Raw genomic sequence first — 17,089 nt, 5'->3', positions numbered from 1 at the left:
CAATCCAGTCTATGTGGCAGCGTTTTCTTCATTGCCTGACGACACTCACCATGCTGGCTCACGCCATTCTGGGTTGCGGCTGGCATCACAGCCATACCGAGTCGGGTGAAGCTGCCGAGACAGTGAACGCCGCTCCTGCGATTCCCCACTGTCGTCATCACGCCGCCGCAAAATCGCCTCTGGCTGCCGGTGAGACGTGCGGGACAGAGTTCCCGGCGGATGACGAGGCCCCGGAAAGCGAATGCAGCCACGGCAGTTGTGTCTATCTGGCGAAGCAGACTGTGCAGAGCCTTGTCGGACATCACTTCCTGGCTTTGTGGACGGTGCCGATGGATCTGTCGTCAGCGGCCAGTTCGCAAATGACGGGGCAGCGGGAGTGTTCCGGTCAAGAAAAAGATGTGACCGGCATGGGCCTGTGCATTCTTTTCCAGAGCTGGACCGTCTAATACGCTGTCGATGCGCTGCGACGCACGGATTTTCTGCCAAGTCTGATTGCCTCTTTCAATTTTCGAAGCTCTCTCCGCGGTGATGTGGCACATCGCCCACGCCCCAGGCCTTCGGGAAATCCGTGATTCCGATTTGACCTTCTCTGATCCAGAGCCGCTTCGAACGGCAGTGCGCTCCGCTATCCGCGGAGCTGCCAGCAGGTGTTCCTATGACGTCCACGACAACTCCTTCTCTTCGCAAATGGGCCTGGCGCGCATTGTTTCTGCTCGCGGCAATCGTGCTATTGCTGCTCTGGTATTACAAAGGATACGGGCTGCTGGCGTGGAGCCGGTCTGTCCTGCAGGCGAGACGCGGCACAGCAGCGGCGACCGCTGCGCACGGAGCAGATGAACAGGGGCACGCCGGACATGACCATGCGGGTCATGACCATTCCGGCCATAGCCACAACGAGGAGGATTCGCTGGAACTCTCTCCGCAGGCGATGCGGAATCTGGGACTCACGTCCGATCAGCTGCAGACCGTCAAGCTGCAGACATTCGTCCGCTCCACTCTGGTGCCGGCAATCATTCGGGAACGTCCCGGCCGCACGCAGCTGAACGTCACGACGCCCCTCACCGGGGTGGTCGATCATGTCCATGCAGTCGATGGTGAAGCTGTCGTTCCGGGAACGTTATTGTTTCAGATCCGGCTCACGCATGAAGATCTGGTGCAGTCGCAGGTGGACTTTCTGCAGACTCTCGGTTCTCTCGACGTGGAGGATCGGGAAATCAGCCGGTTACGGGATGTGAGCCAGAGCGGCGCAGTCGCGGGGAAGACACTGCTGGAACGCCAGTATGCCAAAGAGAAGCTGGAATCCCAATTCAGGGCCCAACGGGAATCGTTGCGTCTACACGGATTGACTGCCGCCCAGATCACCACGATCGAACGGGACCGCAGGCTCCTCAGCGAATTGCAGGTGATGGCCCCCTCTTCCGATGAGCACCGCCATGCGGAGGAATATCAGCTGATGACAGGCGAAGAGGCCCGCGAACAGGAGGCGGGAGCTCGACCTGAATCGGCAAAGAGCGAGAGCGAAGCCGGTGTGCCGCTGGTGCTGCACAATCTGAAAGTTCACAAGGGACAATCGGTCGCAGCGGGAGAGAATCTTTGTCTGCTGGCTGACTTCAGCAAGTTGTTTATCGAGGGCTCCGCATTTGAACGCGATGCGGCGATTGTGCTGCGGGCTCTGGAGAACGGCTGGCCGGTGACGGCCGTCTTTGACGCCGCCGAGAACGCTCCCCCTGTAGAAGGGCTGAAGATTGAATTCCTCGCACCGGAGGTAAACGCCCAGACCCGCACGCTGCAGTTCTATGTCGGCCTGCCGAACAGCATCATCCGCGATACCGCGGATGCGGAACAGCGGCGGTTTGTGGTCTGGAAGTATCGACCGGGGCAGCGGCTGCAGCTGCGGGTTCCAGTAGAGGAGTGGAAGGATGAGATCGTGCTGCCGGTGACGGCCGTGGCCCGGGAAGGTGCCGAGAACTATGTCTTTGTGCAGGCGCCGGGACACTTCGACCGTGTCCGGGTGCACGTGCGCTATCGTGATCAGCAGTCGGTAGTGATTGCCAACGACGGCTCATTGCGACCGGGGAAAATCGTGGCGCTGAAAGGGGCACATCAGATGTTGATGGCGCTCAAGAATAAAGCGGGCGGAGGGATTGATCCTCACGCTGGGCACAACCATTGATCCGTTTCACCCGTCCTCGACCGTTCCGTTTCAAATCCCGGATTTCCGCAGGCTGCCGACGTTGAGTGTTGAAGTGTCATTTCCCTTCACATCTCGCGTCCTGAAGGCTGCCTGCAGTTGAGATTCTGACAATTTCACGCAGATGCCAGTCCCATGTTGAACGCACTCATCCGATTCTCGCTGAAGTTTCGGTTACTGACCGCCGCACTCTCCCTGATTCTCATGGGAATCGGGACATGGCTGGCGCTGAAGATGCCGATTGAGGTCTTCCCGGATCTCGACCGCCCGCGCGTCGTCGTCATGACTGAAGCTCCCGGGCTCGCTCCGGAAGAGGTCGAAACGCTGATCACGTTTCCGATTGAAACCGCTCTCAATGGTGCCAACCATGTGCAGGCGGTGCGCAGTTCGTCAGCCAGCGGTCTGTCGGTCATCACCGTCGACTTCGACTGGGGTTCCGACCTGTATGTCGATCGGCAGGTGGTGACCGAGCGCTTGCAGATGGTTCAGGATCGACTCCCTCCCGGAGTCCGGCCGGCGCTGGCTCCGATCTCTTCGGTGATGGGGCAGGTGCTGGTGCTGGCCATGTGGAGCGACGGCCAGCAGACCAGTCCGATGGAGTTGCGAACGCTGGCCGACTGGGTCGTTCGCCAGCGGCTGCTGACGATTCCCGGGATCTCCCAGATTTTCACGATGGGTGGCCAGCGGATGCAGTATCAGGTTCAGGTTGACCCTGATGCGATGACACGTTTCGGCGTGACGCTGGATCAGGTCCGTACCGCCCTGGGACGGAGCAACGAAAATGCCACGGGAGGCTATCTCGATCAGCAGGGGCCGGAAGAACTCCTGGTGCGGTCACTCGGCCGATTCAGCAACCTCGACGACATCCGCAATGTGGTTGTCGCCATCCATGCAGGACAGCCGATCGCCCTCGCGCAGATTGCCACGATCGAAGAAGGGGCCCAGGTCAAGCGGGGAGACAGCGGCGCGTTCATTCGCGATGGCGAGTCGATCGCCGGGGGCGATGCGGTGGTGCTGACAATCAGCAAGCAACCCTCGACCGATACCCGCGCACTGACGAAGCAGATTCTGGATGTGGTGGAACGGGAACTCGGGCCCTCCCTCCCTGCGGGTGTCCGCATTGTGCCGGTCTATTCGCAGAGCACGTTCATCGATCGTGCCATTGAAAACGTGTTGGCTGCCCTGCGTGACGGGGGAGTTCTGGTGGTCATCATTCTGTTCGTGTTTCTGATGAACCTGCGGACGACATTCATCACGCTGACCGCCATTCCCTTGTCACTGGCGATCACTGCGATCGTGTTTGCCATCTTCGGGTTCTCGATCAACACGATGACGCTGGGGGGACTGGCGGTCGCGATTGGCGAACTGGTTGATGATGCCATCGTGGATGTCGAAAACATTTTCCGTCGGCTGAAAGAGAATCGCCATGCCGCCGTTCCCCGCTCTCCACTGCTGGTGGTGTACGAGGCGAGCGCGGAAATCCGCAATTCGATCGTGTTCAGCACCATGATTGTGGTGCTGGTGTTTGTGCCGCTGTTCGCACTGTCCGGCGTGGAAGGGCGATTGTTTGCTCCGATGGGAATCGCCTACATCGTGTCGATTCTGGCGTCGCTGCTGGTCTCGCTGACGATTACGCCCGTGCTCTCTTACTGGTTGCTGGGGAGTTCTTCCAAAGAAGGGACGGAAGTCGATGGCCCGGTCCTCAGGGGGCTCAAGTTTGTCGGTGAAGGGGTAATCCGCTTCAGCCTGAAGTTTCCCTGGCTGACACTTGGTGCGACTGCCGCCGGAGTCTTTCTCGCGGCGATCTTCATGTCCCAGATGGACCGCGACTTTCTCCCCCCCTTCAATGAGGGGGCGATTCAGCTGAACGTGCTGCTTCCGCCGGGTACGTCGCTGGCCACGTCGAACCAGATCAACCGTTCCGTGGAAGCGGAGCTGAAGAAGATTCCCGATGTGATCCGCTCCGTGCGACGGACAGGCCGCGCGGAGCTCGATGAACATGCCGAAGCGGTCAGCAACAGTGAGTACATCCTGGAACTCGACCCCGCGTCCCACAATTCCCGCGAAGCCCAGCTCAATGCGATTCGCGAAGGGATGGCGAACATTCCGGGAATTGTGACCGCAGTCGAACAGCCGCTCGCGCACCTGATATCCCACATGATTTCCGGGGTGAAAGCTCAGGTCGGTATCAAGATCTTCGGCACGGATCTCGATGAACTCCGCCGGATCGCCCAACGGATGGAAGGTGCCATTCGCGATGTGCCGGGGGTCAAGGACCTGCTGATTGAACCCCAGGTGACGATCCCGCAACTCCGGATCGAACTCGATTCCGCGCGGCTGCTGCAGTACGGACTGACAGCGGCCGATGTCAATGAATTCATCGAGACCGCTCTGAACGGTCTGACTGTCTCGGAAATTCTGCAGGGGCAGCGAACGTTTGACGTGGTCGTCCGTCTGAACGAGTCAGCGCGGGAAGATCTGTCGACGCTGAAGCGGCTGACGATTGAGCTTCCCGATGGCGGTCGTGTGCCGCTCGAATCGGTGGCTCAGATCTATGAATCGGGGGGGCCGAACGTGATCAACCGGGAGAAAGTCCAACGCCGGATTGTGCTCCAGTGCAATGTGGCCGGTCGCGGACTGGTGGACGTGGTGAACGACCTGCGGGTCAAGCTGCGTCCTATTCAGGAGCAGATGCCCCCCGGTTATTACATCGAGTTTGGGGGGCAGTTCGAGAGCCAGCAGTCCGCCTCGCGCGTGATCAGCGTTCTCTTTCTCTGCTCGCTGATTGGTGTCTTTCTGGTGCTGTTCACAATGTTCAAGTCGGTCAATCTGTCGCTGCAGGTCATGGCCGCCTTGCCGATGGCGTTTATCGGCTCTGTCGCGGCGCTGGTGCTGACGGGGCAGACGTTGACCATCGCGAGTATGGTCGGATTCATCTCTCTGGGGGGGATCGCCTCGCGGAACGGCATTCTCCTGTTAAACCACTATCTGCATCTGGTTCGCTATGAGGGGGAGAGCGTCACCCACGAGATGATTCTGCGAGCGGGGAAAGAACGGTTGGCGCCGGTCCTGATGACGGCACTGACCTCCGGGATCGGGCTCGTCCCGCTGGTGCTGACGGCAGAACAGCCGGGGAAAGAGATCCTGTATCCCGTCGCGACCGTCATTCTCGGTGGTCTGATCAGTTCCACCCTGCTCGACTTCTTTGTGCATCCTGCGTTGTTCTGGCTATTTGGCCGCACCGCCGCAGAACGGGCCATCAGCAGTATGAACGAGGCGGAGGAGCTGGCCTGATCGGGGCGTTATTTTGACCCTCCACCCCGCCGTGGGGACAGGGGGTGGGCGAAAAAACTTCCCCATTCGACGACGATCAGCCACCCCCTTGTTAAACTGTTGGTCGAGTTCTGTTTTCCCCCTGCGTGACCCCCGTTTCGAAGCCTGTATCCCGATGCCTTTGCACTTGACGACCATTGACTGTCGACGCAACGACGCGACAGCACTCTTTTCGGCCCTGCGCGAAAAGCTGAGCCCGCGCGGTGACGTTGTTTCGGAGGCGGGACGGCAACGGACTATCGAGTTGTTCGGAGAACCCCTCAGCCCGACTCAGGTTGTGGAACGCATCTGCCGCGATGTTCGTGAACAGGGACTCTCCGCGCTGCTCGACTACACCCGCAAACTGGATCGCAAGGAGATTACAGCTGATACGCTGCGGGTCTCGCACGATGATCTGCAGCGAGCGCATACCGCTGTGGGGGAACCGTGGCTGCGGACGGTTCGGGAGATTCGCGAACATATTCTGGAGTTTCAGCAGGCGATACTCACCCGTGATGTGGCGGTCCATCGGGTACAGGATGCGGCGCGGATCGAGCTCCGGCAACGGTATCTGCCGCTTAGACGTGTCGGAATCTGTGTTCCTGGCGGGGCGGCTGCCTATCCTTCCACGGTCTTGATGACCGCCGTTCCCGCACAGGCGGCCGGAGTGGGGGAGATCGCGATTGTGGTGCCACCGACTCCGTTTGGTGCTTACAACGAGAAACTGCTGGCCACCTGCCACGAACTGGGGATCACCGAAGTCTACCGCATTGGGGGTGCACAGGCGGTCGCGGCATTGGCCTATGGGGTCGAGGGCTTGCCCCGCGTCGACAAAATCGTGGGGCCGGGAAATCTGTTCGTCGCCCTGGCGAAACGGCACGTCTTCGGCGAAGTCGATATCGATAGCATCGCCGGGCCGAGCGAGGTGATTGTCCTCGCGGATGAGACAGCGCATCCCGCGTTTGTGGCGGCCGACCTGATTTCCCAGGCGGAACACAGCCCCGGCTCTGCCGTCCTCGTAACGTGGCATCCGCCGCTGATTGATGCGGTTACCGCTGAGCTCGAACGGCAGCTCGCCACTCTGGAACGGGGAGACCTCGCCCGGCAGAGTCTCGAAGACTACGGGGCGCTGATTCTGGCCCGCGATGAGATTGAAGCGGCCGGTCTGGCTGATCAATTGGCGACGGAACACCTCCATATTTCCACAGCCCATCCCGAAACGATGCTGTCCCGGGTTCAGAATGCCGGAGCGATCTTTCTCGGGCATTACACGCCGGTGGCTCTGGGCGATTACGTGGCCGGCCCCTCGCACGTGCTGCCGACAGGAGGGACTGCCCGATTCGCTAATGGACTTTGTGCGAATGATTTTCTGAAGCGGTCTTCGGTGATCAGCTATAACCGCGCGGCCCTGGCGGACGATGCCGACCTCGTGCGGACCATGGCGGATGTGGAAGGTTTGACTGCCCACCGGTCGAGTGTCGACATCCGTCTGGCAACACCGGACGGACCGAAATAGAGATTCCGGAAACGTTGGCGTATTCCCGATTCAGCACAGTCCCCGCGGTTCATGACAACGGATTCAGCACGCATGACTGCGACTCCCCGCGCTGCCGCGTCATCGGAATCCCGAATGCCCGACAGGCAGCTCTGGCTCGGGCAGCTGATCAACGTCACACGGGCCGCCGGGGGAGCCATCTGGCAGCAACGCGCTTCACATTCGCCCGTTGTGCTCGTGCAGATCGGTCTTGGGGAAGAGTCGCTGGAACAGGCGCAGCGTCAGTGGCCGGGACATGCGGAAAAACTACAGGAGGTGTTCGAGTCGGGGCGCGCGAAGGCGATGAATGCCCAGTTCGAACAGGGCCCCGGACTGCCGGCGACAACGTTACGGCTGATGCTGCTGCCGTTGCCGGAAGTGCAGGGGGTGCTCGAGCTGTTCTTTACTCAGGGAGAGATCACGCTCCCGGAAGTCGAGCAGGCACTGGCCACGTTCCGGCTGACGGCGAATCGGACCCCTGCTCCTGCTTCTGAAGCGAACGCAGGACTGGCGGAAGCGTACGCGGAGTGGCTCTCGCGCGTGCACGCCCATCTCGGGTTTGCGGAGACCTGCTTCGCGTTGGCGAATGAATCGCGCGTCTGGGCCGGCTGCGATCGGGTCAGCCTCGCGACCTGTGATTCGATCGGCGCGAGACTGCAGGCGATCAGCGGGCTGGAAAATTTTGATCGCCGGTCTGAAGCTGTGAGGGCCCTGGAACATTGTCTGGCAGAGTTGATCAGCCAGTCGGTGACGTCGGATGAGACCTGGCCGGAGTGCTTTGACTCCGCAGGTGATGCTGTCCCTGCATTGGCGACCTACGCACAGCAAGCAGGCGCAGCGCGGGTGCTCGTGGTTCCCCTGGTGGGGAAGGAGCCGTCTGCTCGGAACGTTCCTTTGGGACTGCTCGTCTTCGAGAATTTTCGCGGGACTTCCCCCAGTCGTTCGGCACGAGAAATTCAGTTTCTGGCACCACAGGCGTCCCGGGCTCTGGAACATGCCTTCGAATACCAGCGGGCTCGCGCGGGGCTGTGGCACCGGACAGCTGCAGCCCTGACCGGAGGACGATTCAACAAGTCTGCGGCGGTGCTCTGCCTGTTGGGGCTGGCGGCGGCAGGACTCACTCTGATTCCGGCACCCGTGATCATTTCCGGCACGGGACATCTCGAACCAGCGCTGCAGCACGACCTCTTCGCCAACGCGAACGGAATCGTTGAAGAGCTGTTTGTCCGGCACGCCCAACCGGTTGCTGCAGGGGCTCCGGTGCTGCGGCTGCACAGTCCCGAACTGGATCTGGAGATCAGCAAGCTGACCGGCGAACTGGTGACCGTCACGCAGCAGATTGCGGACCTCGAAACGCTGCGCGGGGAACGCCGACCGAATGACCAGATTCAGTCCGCGAACGAACTCGCCGCCCGAGGCGAAGAATACAAAACGGTCAAACACGGCCTCGAACAGCAATTGGCCATTCTGAAACGGCAGCAGCAGGAATTGACACTCACCAGCCCGATTCAGGGGCACGTGCTGACCTGGGAACTGGAGCAACTGCTGCTCGATCGACCGGTGAATCGGGCGGACCGTCTCGTGACGGTGGCGGATCTGACCGGCCCGTGGGAGGCCCGACTGCAGGTCGACTACCGCGATATCGGACCGGTTCTCGCTGCGATCGCTGACAAAACCGCGAGCGTCAGTTTCGTTGCTGCGGATGATCCGGCTGTCCGCCATCCGGCAACGATTCAGGACGTCGCTCCCCGCCTGCAAACGGAACCGGGAAGCGGTCCGGTGCTGCTCCTCACCGCCGGCTTTGAGCGGGATTCCTCATCGCCGGAGCTGCGGCCGGGAAGCGTGGTGCAATATCGGATTCGCTGTGGTCGCGGGCCTATCGGGTACGTCTGGTTTCGCCGACTGCTTGACCGGGTGCAGGGCTGGTGGAATCTGTAACCACGGCCTGCAGTGGAAATGCCGGGAGGGGCTGCCATCGCGCGAGGACTCCCGCACTCTGCTGGTGTGGAGCATTTTGACTTCTGACCGACGCGTCCTCGCTACGCGAACGCCAGCAGTTCACCAGAAGTCATGTTTGCTGCGGGGGCGCAGGAAAGAGCAACCTGCTCTATTTCTTACGTCGTTTGGCTTTCTTCACAATTGACTTGCGCGGCGCTTTGCGTGCGGATTCCGCCTGCTTGAGCAGCCAGACCATCAGCCCCTTGGCGAGGTGCATGCGGTTTTCAGCCTGTTCGAAGACGATGCTGCGGGGATCGCACATCACCTCTTCGGTCACTTCCAGCCCGCGTCGGGCGGGGAGGCAATGCATAAAACGGACGTTCTTTCCGGCGGCATCCAGCAGGCGTTCATTCACCTGAAATTCGGCAAAGGCTTTGGCCCGGCTGTCTTTTTCGCTTTCCTGCCCCATGCTGGCCCAGACATCGGTGTAGATGATGTCGGCATTTTTGACGGCTGTGAGTGGATCGCTGATCTGTACCAGCTTCAACGCGGGGAACGTCTTCTTGGCGCGGGTCAGATACTCTTCATCCAGCCAGTAGCCTTCGGGTGCGGCGATGGTGATCGAGGCTCCCATGTGCCCGCAGATATTGGCCAGTGATCGGGCGACGTTGTTGCCGTCGCCGACATAGACAATGTGTTTCCCTTTCACCTTGCCGAGTTCTTCCTGAATCGTCAGGACGTCCGCGAGTGCCTGGCAAGGGTGGTACGCATCGGACAGCCCGTTAATGATCGGCTTGCCGGCGTGCTGTGTGAAGGTTTCAATCAACCCCTGCGAGAAGGTCCGCAGGACGATGATGTCGGAATAACCGCCGAGGACCCGGGCGATGTCCTCTTTTGTCTCGCGACCGTCGAAACCGGCCTCCTTGCTGGTCAGGAACAGGCTGCTCCCCCCCAGCTGATGCATCCCCGCTTCAAAACTGACCCGGGTCCGCAGCGATGGTTTTTCGAAAACCTGCGTCAGCACTTTGCCCGCACAGAGGGGCCGGCGTTTTCCGCGGCGCATCTCCTTTTTCAGCTGTGCCGCCAGAGAGAGGATCTCCTGCACTTCAGCGGTCGTGACGTCAAACAGGCTGGTTAAATGCTTCATGAATCAAGCTCCGGTCGCTGCCGGGAAAACGAAAAAACGCGGAATAATCCGCGAGAATGCCTCAGAATTCCTGCCTCGATCACCCCGCCCAGTCTGCCGCGCCCCCTTTAAAGATCTTTCGCTGCATACTGGCCTGATAGGGAGTCCAGTTGGATCCCGCATTGGGATCAGACTCGATGAGTGACAGGAATTCGTTGGTTTTCGCATCCAGATTATCAAGATAGTGCAGTGCGATCGCTTCGGGTGTCATCGGCAGTTTGGGGCTGCCAAATTCATAAGTCCCGTGGTGACTGAGCAACATATGCTTCAGTCGCATCCCCTTTTCCCGTGGAAACGGACGACCGGTCGCCTGCTCGGTCAGCCGGAGCTTATCGTTCAGCTTTTCGACCCCCATCACGAGGTGACCAATGAGTTGGCCTTCGTCGGTGTACAGGAACGAGGTGTCGTAGCTCAATTCCCAGATTTTCCCCAGATCGTGCAGGAAGATCCCCGCCAGCACCAAGTCAAAGTCGACTTTCGGATAGAGGTCGGCGATGCGTGTCGCGGCCTCGGAAAGAGTCAGCACGTGTTCCAGCAACCCGCCGTGATAAGCATGATGCAGACGAATCCCGGCCGGAGCCTGCTTCAGGCCGTCGATGACTTCTGGATCGCTGAGAAAGGTTGCCATCAGCGCCCGCAGGTCGGGATCTTTCATCGACAGGAGAATCTCCGACAGCCGGGCCAGTTGCTTGTCTGCATCGGCTGTGGACTGCTGGATGAAATCTTCCGTCGAGACCTGTTCCGGGCTGACCGCATCGATCCGGGTCAGGATCATTTGCAGATTACTCTGGAACAGCTGCACTTTCCCCCGGACCTTGACATAGTCCCCGGGACGAAGATGGCCGACCGTGGCGTCGGTCACATTCCAGAGCAACCCGGAGATTTGACCGGTCCGGTCCCGCAGTTGGGAAAGCAGGTAGCTGTCGCCGTTGCGATTCGCGCGCAGCTGGCGATCCGCGAGGAGATACACCTCTTCGATTGTTTCGCCGTCCTGCAGCAGATTTACGAACCGTCTCGACATAAGTCCTCAGCCTGTAAACAAATCAGCCGATCCTGAAGGAGGATCGGCGGGGAGGAACTGGCAATCATACCGGCAGAGTTCGCCGGTCTCAATGCAACGCCAGCTGAGGAGTGAAGAACGATTTGCCGCCCAAACCTCGTCGGCTCGCCAGATTGCGTCGATCCACAGCAGCGGAAGGGGTCTCACGGACACGACCGCGAGGAATCAAACGGGTCTTTGAGCAATGGCGATCAGCCGCTGAGCACCGGGGCCGTATGCCGCACCCGCCATACTTCCGTAGATTCGAACCTGCTTGAAACCGACTGATTCCAGCAGGTGGCGGAGTTCCTGCCCCGAATAGATCCAGTGACGGATGTGATACGTACTAACACGACCCTGCTTCACAATCAGCCATTCTCCATTGACTCGCGACCAGTCATCGCGGATGGACACACATTGCACGCGAACGCCCCCCTCCGGAGTCTTGTCCGAGAGAGTAGCCTGAATGGCTCGTGGTTGCGGGTTCGCAGAGGATGAACTTCAGCAAATCAGCAGATGCAGGCGAGTTGGCTGTAACTGTTACAAACCGTCCTTCACTCTTTTGAATTTTGGTTAAAGCCTGCTTGACCGAATCCGGGAAATCGGGAGAATCCGTCTCACTTGAACGACACGCCCCTGTGTCAAACGCAAGTGGCAGCAGCTGAGCAACTTACATCCCCTCGCTTGGCTGCTGTGCCCGTCGTCTGACCCCACCTCACATCTGTTATGGACGACACGGTCTGAACCCCTTCAGGCCAGCGGGCAGGATGCCCAGATTTTATGTTTTATCCCCTCCGACAACCCGGTTCCGTGAGCCTTCGCGGGCTGATCCCCTCAGCCAGTTTTGTGGGCTGTGCCGACATCACCATTTCCTCGGTGACCGAACACAGCCACGCATGCACGCCGGGATGTCTGTTTGCAGCCCTTCCTGGAACCCGCCTCCACGGGCGGGAATTTATTGAGCAAGCCCGTCTGAGTGGGGCCGCGGCGATCCTCACTGATCGCCCCCTCGCTGAAGTTACACTTCCTCAATGTATCGTCCCTGATGCACGCCAGGCTTACGGTCGAATTTGCCACGGGCTATACGCCTTCCCCTCCCAGCGCCTGGGAGTAGCGGGGGTAACGGGCACCAACGGCAAAACGACAACAACCTGGATCGTGAGGTCCCTTCTCGAATCTGCCTCACATCCCACGGGCGTCATCGGGACGATTGAATACAACGACGGTCTCGAATCCCGTCCGGCCAGACTCACCACCCCGGATGCGCTTCCCCTCGCGCAGTCGTTGGCCGCCATGCGGGACCGCCACACCACCCACGCCGCGATCGAGCTCTCCAGCCATGCCCTCAAGCAGGGCCGCACCGCCGGACTGAGCATCGATGTCGGCATCATCACCAACATTACTCATGACCACCTCGACTATCACGGACATCTGGGCGACTACATCGCCTCGAAATCTCTGATCAGTCAGCACATCAAGCGGGGCGGACTGCTCGTCCTCAACGCCGACGACCGCCATCATGAAAACATTCTCGAACGTCTGAATGTGGACGTGCGAGTCATGACATTCGGCATCGACAACGAGGCGGATGTCCGCGCTGAAATTCAATCATTAAGTACAAACGGTTCCCGGTTCCGGCTGATTCACGGCACGGAACAGATCGACTGTTTCACGCCGCTGGTCGGCCAGCACAATGTCAGCAATTGTCTGGCGGCCGCCTGTGCCGGTCTGCACTTCAGGCTGTCACTGGCGCAGATCGCTGCGGGACTGGAAACCTGTCACCTCGTTCCGGGTCGACTGGAACGGGTGAACTGCGGACAACCATTTCAGGTTTATGTGGACTACGCCCACACCGACGATGCCCTCCGACGAGTGATCGCGGCAGTGCGACAGATCACCACCGGACGGGTCTCCGTCGTGTTCGGGGCCGGGGGTGAACGTGATCACAGCAAGCGACCGCTGATGGCGAAGGCCGCCTCAGCCGCCGATCGGGTGTTCGTCACCAGTGACAACCCCCGCTCGGAAGATCCCCTGGAGATTATCCGGCAGGTCGTGAACGGCTTCGCTGCTGAGCAACAGAACTACGAAATCATCCCCGATCGCGATGCAGCCATCCGTTCCGCCATCCACGCGGCACAACCGGGTGATGCGGTCATCATCGCCGGGAAAGGACACGAAAAAGAACAAGTGGTCGACGGGGCGCGCCTCCCCTTCGATGATGTTGCCGTCTGCCGCAGTGCGATTCTGGCGAGTTTCGCCGGATTACAGCCCTGTGGCGGCGACTCGAGTCATTTGCCTGGCAAACGGCTCTGAACAAAACGAGAGAGCGATCCGAACTGACAGAAGTCAGAAAACAATCCCGTTGTCAGTCTCCCTTGACCGTCATTTTCATTCGGACATCCCACCATGCAGCCGATTTCGTTCCATGAACTGATCGCTGCCACGGGGGGCATCCCCGTCGGAATCGACCGCCTCGATGAGACCGTCGGGCGGGTCGAGATCGACTCCCGCCGAGTCCGTCCGGGTGACCTGTTTTTTGCCATGACCGGAAAAAAGCAGGACGGGCATAAATACGTCAAAGCGGCGTTTTCCGCAGGGGCTGTCGCGGCGGTTGTCGATGCCGCGAAAGCAAACAAGGTTCAAGGACCCCGGATCGAGGTGGAGAACACCCTCGAAGCTCTGTGGAAACTGTCCAACTGGTACCGCCGGCAGTTTGAAACACTGGTGATCGGTATTACAGGGAGCGTCGGCAAGACGACCACCCGCAGGATGATCGCCTCGGTTCTCTCGGGGAGGTTCCCCGGCAGCGAGAGCCCGCACAATTACAACAACGAGTTTGGCGTCCCCCTGAGTCTGTTGCAGATCGAGCCGCAACATGAGTTCGCGGTCATCGAGATGGGGGCCTCCAAAACAGGTGATATCGAAACACTGGCGGCCATCGCTCAACCGGAAGTTGGTGCGCTGACCGCCATCGCGCCGGCTCATCTCGATGAGTTCGGTTCGCTGGACAACATTGTCCGCACCAAAGCGGAACTGATTGAAGCCCTGCCCGAATCAGGCTTCGCCGTGTTGAACGGTGATGACAAACATCTCGTGCAGATGTCGTTGAAGGCAGCCTGCCCGGTCATTCTGGTCGGTGAACGCGAACACAATCATCTGCGGGCGACGGATGTTGTCGCCAGGAACGAGTCACTCGAATTCAATGTCGGTTCCACCCGGTTTGTCGTGCCGGTGAGCGGTCGTCAAAACCTGACCGCAGCGCTGATTGCCATTGCGATTGGTCGACAGATCGATCTGAACGATCTTCAGATCGCGGAAGGCTTGCAGACATTTACTCCGGCACCGGGTCGCAGCCAGCTGCTGCGGATCGGATCGTGGACGGTCATTGACGACACCTACAACGCCAGTCCGGCGTCAATGTCGGCCGCCTGCCAGACATTGAAAGGCTGGCAGACCACTGGTAAACGGATTTTTGTTGCCGGAGACATGCTGACTCTCGGCGACTGGACGCAGGACTTTCACAGGCTCCTGGGTGAGGAACTTTATCGATCGAAATTCGATCGCATGATTGCGGTAGGTTCTCAGGCAGCAGTTGTCGCAGGGAGTGCGCGCAAACTCGGCATGGATGCCGGCTGCCTGGGAGCATGCCGTGATCATGACCTCGCCTTGATGTTACTCGACTGCTGGCTGGAGCCGGGTGACGTGGTGCTCGTCAAAGGCTCGCGTGATATGAAAATGGAAGCAGTCGTCACGGGCCTCCATCGTCTGTCAGAACAGCGATTGCAGTCCGACTCGGCTGAACGTCGCGCAGCCTGATTCCTGTCCTCGAACACAATTTCACTCCTTCAATTCTGTTTCTCCCCTTTCCGATTCCCTTCCCTTCATCACCATGATTCCCTGGTTACTGCAACATCTGACGCCATTGGCTGAGCAGCTGGGACAGCATGCCGCTGGCGATTCGCGGGTCAACCTGACCGCGCGAACAGCGTTGGCTGCAGTGACTTCGTTTCTGGCAGCGGTGCTGCTGGGGCCGCTGGCGATCCGCTGGCTGCGGGGACGGTTCCGGGAGCGGATCGACAGTGCCTCGAAAACATTGAATGAACTCCATGCGGCGAAGCAGAACACTCCCACGATGGGTGGGCTGTTCATTATCGGGGCGGTGGTGATTTCCAGTCTGCTGTGGGCAGATCTTTCGAATGCCTATGTTCAGATGGGAGTCTTCATCGCAATCACGTTCGCCGCGCTGGGAGCTTATGACGACTGGGTGAAAGTCAGTACGAAGAAGAAGGGCTTGCGGGCCTATCAGAAATTTATCGTGCAGTGCCTGCTGGCAAGCGTTGTGGCCCTCTGGCTCTACACGGTGCAAAAGGAACAGAAGTTCGGCCTCGAACTCGTCTGGCCGCTCGGGCATCTCACCACCTGGCTGGGTGTGGGATTGATTCCCTGGGCCATGCTCGTGCTGGTTGGAACTTCCAATGGTGTCAATCTGACCGATGGACTGGATGGATTGGCGACAGGCTGTGCGGTCTTCACCGGAATGTCGTTCGTGGCCTTGTGCTACCTTGCGGGACATTTCGGGATGGCGAGCTATCTCAGCATTCCGTTTATGCCCGGGTCGGGCGAACTGGGAATCGTAATCGGCTCACTGGTCGGAGCGATGCTGGGGTTCCTCTGGTTCAACTGTTATCCCGCGCAGGTTTTCATGGGAGACACGGGGTCGTTGCCGATCGGTGCCCTCCTGGCCTTGGCAGCATTGGTCACCCGGCAAGAAATTTTGCTGGTCATTATCGGTGGCGTGTTCGTCGTCGAAACACTGAGCGTGATTTATCAGGTCGGGACTTATCGACTCACCGGAAAAAAACCGCTTCGTTGCAGCCCGTTGCACAATCACTTTGTGTTCCGGGGCGACCATGAGATCAAGATTGTCACCCGCTTCTGGATTGGCTCAGCCTTGCTGGCGATTCTCGGAATGGTGACGTTGAAGATTCAATAGAGATCAGGGGTTAGGCATCAGGATCGGGGAGAAGCGGAAGATTGCTGTCTCCTGATTCCTGACGACCACCTCCTCAGACACTGCGTCGTAGGGAGAGAGGGAATGGGAGCCGGTTCGATCTTCGGACCGAGCCGGCTTCCAACCTCACGCCCCTTCCGGAACACGAACCGTTCGCGAGTGCGGCACTGCCGAGAGAGTTTTCAGATCGGGCTTCCCATGCCAATTCCCAATCACCGCCATTTTGTTGCTTTGCTGCTGGCGCTGACGGCGCTGGCGTCGTCCTGTGCATCCCCGTGGCGCGCCAGCAAGACCAATTCCATGCATGGGGGCATCCACTACAAGATTGATCCCGACCGGAGGAATCACCGTGTTGAGAAATCCAAAGATGGCCGGCTGATGTACGACTCACCGGAGTTGACGGTCATCTGCGAGAAGGGCCGGATTAACATTAACGGAGTCGATTGCGGTGCGGTGGCACAGGGGGACCGTGTGGAAATTACCGACCTCCAGACCGTGCTGGTGAATGGGGAACGGCGTGGTGATTGCATGACTGGTCATCAGGCCAATGCCCAACGTCTGCGGCAGCGGAAGCAATCCATTCAATCGGTTTCCGCAGCGGCTGCTGCGCCCAGTCCCTGATCAGGAAACGGCAATGACGCATTTTGTCTTTTGTCTGATTGCCTGCGGATTCGCAACTACTACATGTGAAATTGTCAGTCCCGCCGAACAGGAAACGCGTTGGTCTGTTCCAGGCGTGGAACGTCAGGGCAAGATGCCTGCATCCGTTGGGGCTCCCAAAACGACGAAGACCCGGCAAGTGGACCAGAAAACCCGCGTCCGCCAGGCCATTGAGCCATAGCGTCCATTGAAGCGTAGGGAGAGAGGGAACGAGAGCC

General features: G+C 59.5%; 12 protein-coding genes. 9 read left to right on the top strand and 3 right to left on the bottom strand.

Translation table 11 applies throughout. The features are described from left to right. The first annotated feature begins 11 nt into the window (after positions 1 to 11). The 5 genes from SH664x_RS06475 (at position 12) to SH664x_RS06455 (ending at position 8,975) form a co-directional block, all read left to right on the top strand. Positions 12 to 446, top strand: a complete 435-nt coding sequence (locus SH664x_RS06475) for a hypothetical protein (RefSeq protein ID WP_437206036.1) — start codon at positions 12 to 14, stop codon at positions 444 to 446. Between the two features lie 209 nt (positions 447 to 655). Continuing rightward, complete coding sequence (locus SH664x_RS06470) at positions 656 to 2,173, top strand: efflux RND transporter periplasmic adaptor subunit (protein ID WP_437206034.1); 1,518 nt, start codon at positions 656 to 658, stop codon at positions 2,171 to 2,173. Between the two features lie 153 nt (positions 2,174 to 2,326). Further along, a complete protein-coding gene (locus SH664x_RS06465; protein ID WP_437206032.1) occupies positions 2,327 to 5,485 on the top strand; it encodes an efflux RND transporter permease subunit in 3,159 nt (1,052 codons plus the stop codon). 154 nt (positions 5,486 to 5,639) lie between these two features. Further along, positions 5,640 to 7,019, top strand: a complete 1,380-nt coding sequence (gene hisD / locus SH664x_RS06460) for a histidinol dehydrogenase (protein ID WP_437206030.1) — start codon at positions 5,640 to 5,642, stop codon at positions 7,017 to 7,019. A 114-nt stretch (positions 7,020 to 7,133) separates the two neighbouring features. Continuing rightward, positions 7,134 to 8,975 carry an HlyD family efflux transporter periplasmic adaptor subunit gene (locus tag SH664x_RS06455; protein WP_437206028.1) on the top strand — a complete coding sequence of 614 codons (1,842 nt, stop codon included), beginning with the start codon at positions 7,134 to 7,136 and terminating at the stop codon, positions 8,973 to 8,975. Positions 8,976 to 9,144: 169 nt separating this feature from the next. Here SH664x_RS06455 and argF read toward each other — a convergent pair whose 3' ends face one another. The 3 genes from argF to SH664x_RS06440 all read right to left on the bottom strand — a co-directional run bounded on the left by argF (position 9,145) and on the right by SH664x_RS06440 (position 11,623). Beyond that, positions 9,145 to 10,122, bottom strand: coding sequence for an ornithine carbamoyltransferase (gene argF, locus SH664x_RS06450; protein WP_437206027.1), 978 nt, complete (start codon positions 10,120 to 10,122; stop codon positions 9,145 to 9,147). Positions 10,123 to 10,201: 79 nt separating this feature from the next. After that, positions 10,202 to 11,182, bottom strand: coding sequence for a 3'-5' exoribonuclease YhaM family protein (locus SH664x_RS06445; protein ID WP_437206026.1), 981 nt, complete (start codon positions 11,180 to 11,182; stop codon positions 10,202 to 10,204). A gap of 204 nt (positions 11,183 to 11,386) precedes the next feature. Continuing rightward, on the bottom strand, positions 11,387 to 11,623 hold the full coding sequence (locus tag SH664x_RS06440) for a hypothetical protein (RefSeq protein ID WP_437206025.1): 237 nt from the start codon (positions 11,621 to 11,623) through the stop codon (positions 11,387 to 11,389). Between the two features lie 357 nt (positions 11,624 to 11,980). On the opposite strand from SH664x_RS06440, the gene SH664x_RS06435 reads away from it, so the two are divergent. The 4 genes from SH664x_RS06435 to SH664x_RS06420 all read left to right on the top strand — a co-directional run bounded on the left by SH664x_RS06435 (position 11,981) and on the right by SH664x_RS06420 (position 16,832). Continuing rightward, positions 11,981 to 13,513, top strand: a complete 1,533-nt coding sequence (locus SH664x_RS06435; protein ID WP_437206024.1) for a UDP-N-acetylmuramoyl-L-alanyl-D-glutamate--2,6-diaminopimelate ligase — start codon at positions 11,981 to 11,983, stop codon at positions 13,511 to 13,513. A gap of 93 nt (positions 13,514 to 13,606) precedes the next feature. Then, positions 13,607 to 15,016, top strand: a complete 1,410-nt coding sequence (locus SH664x_RS06430) for a UDP-N-acetylmuramoyl-tripeptide--D-alanyl-D-alanine ligase (protein ID WP_437206023.1) — start codon at positions 13,607 to 13,609, stop codon at positions 15,014 to 15,016. Between the two features lie 73 nt (positions 15,017 to 15,089). Beyond that, the gene (gene mraY, locus SH664x_RS06425; RefSeq protein ID WP_437206021.1) at positions 15,090 to 16,193 is read left to right on the top strand and encodes a phospho-N-acetylmuramoyl-pentapeptide-transferase; all 1,104 of its coding nucleotides are present in this window, start codon (positions 15,090 to 15,092) and stop codon (positions 16,191 to 16,193) included. Between the two features lie 216 nt (positions 16,194 to 16,409). Beyond that, complete coding sequence (locus tag SH664x_RS06420) at positions 16,410 to 16,832, top strand: hypothetical protein (RefSeq protein WP_437206019.1); 423 nt, start codon at positions 16,410 to 16,412, stop codon at positions 16,830 to 16,832. Positions 16,833 to 17,089 lie beyond the last annotated feature (257 nt).

It is taken from the genome of Planctomicrobium aquicomposti (assembly GCF_051466325.1).
Classification (GTDB): Bacteria; Planctomycetota; Planctomycetia; order Planctomycetales; family Planctomycetaceae; genus Planctomicrobium.
The sequence above is the reverse complement of the archived record's forward strand: the minus strand, read 5'-3'. Positions and strand labels throughout refer to the sequence as shown.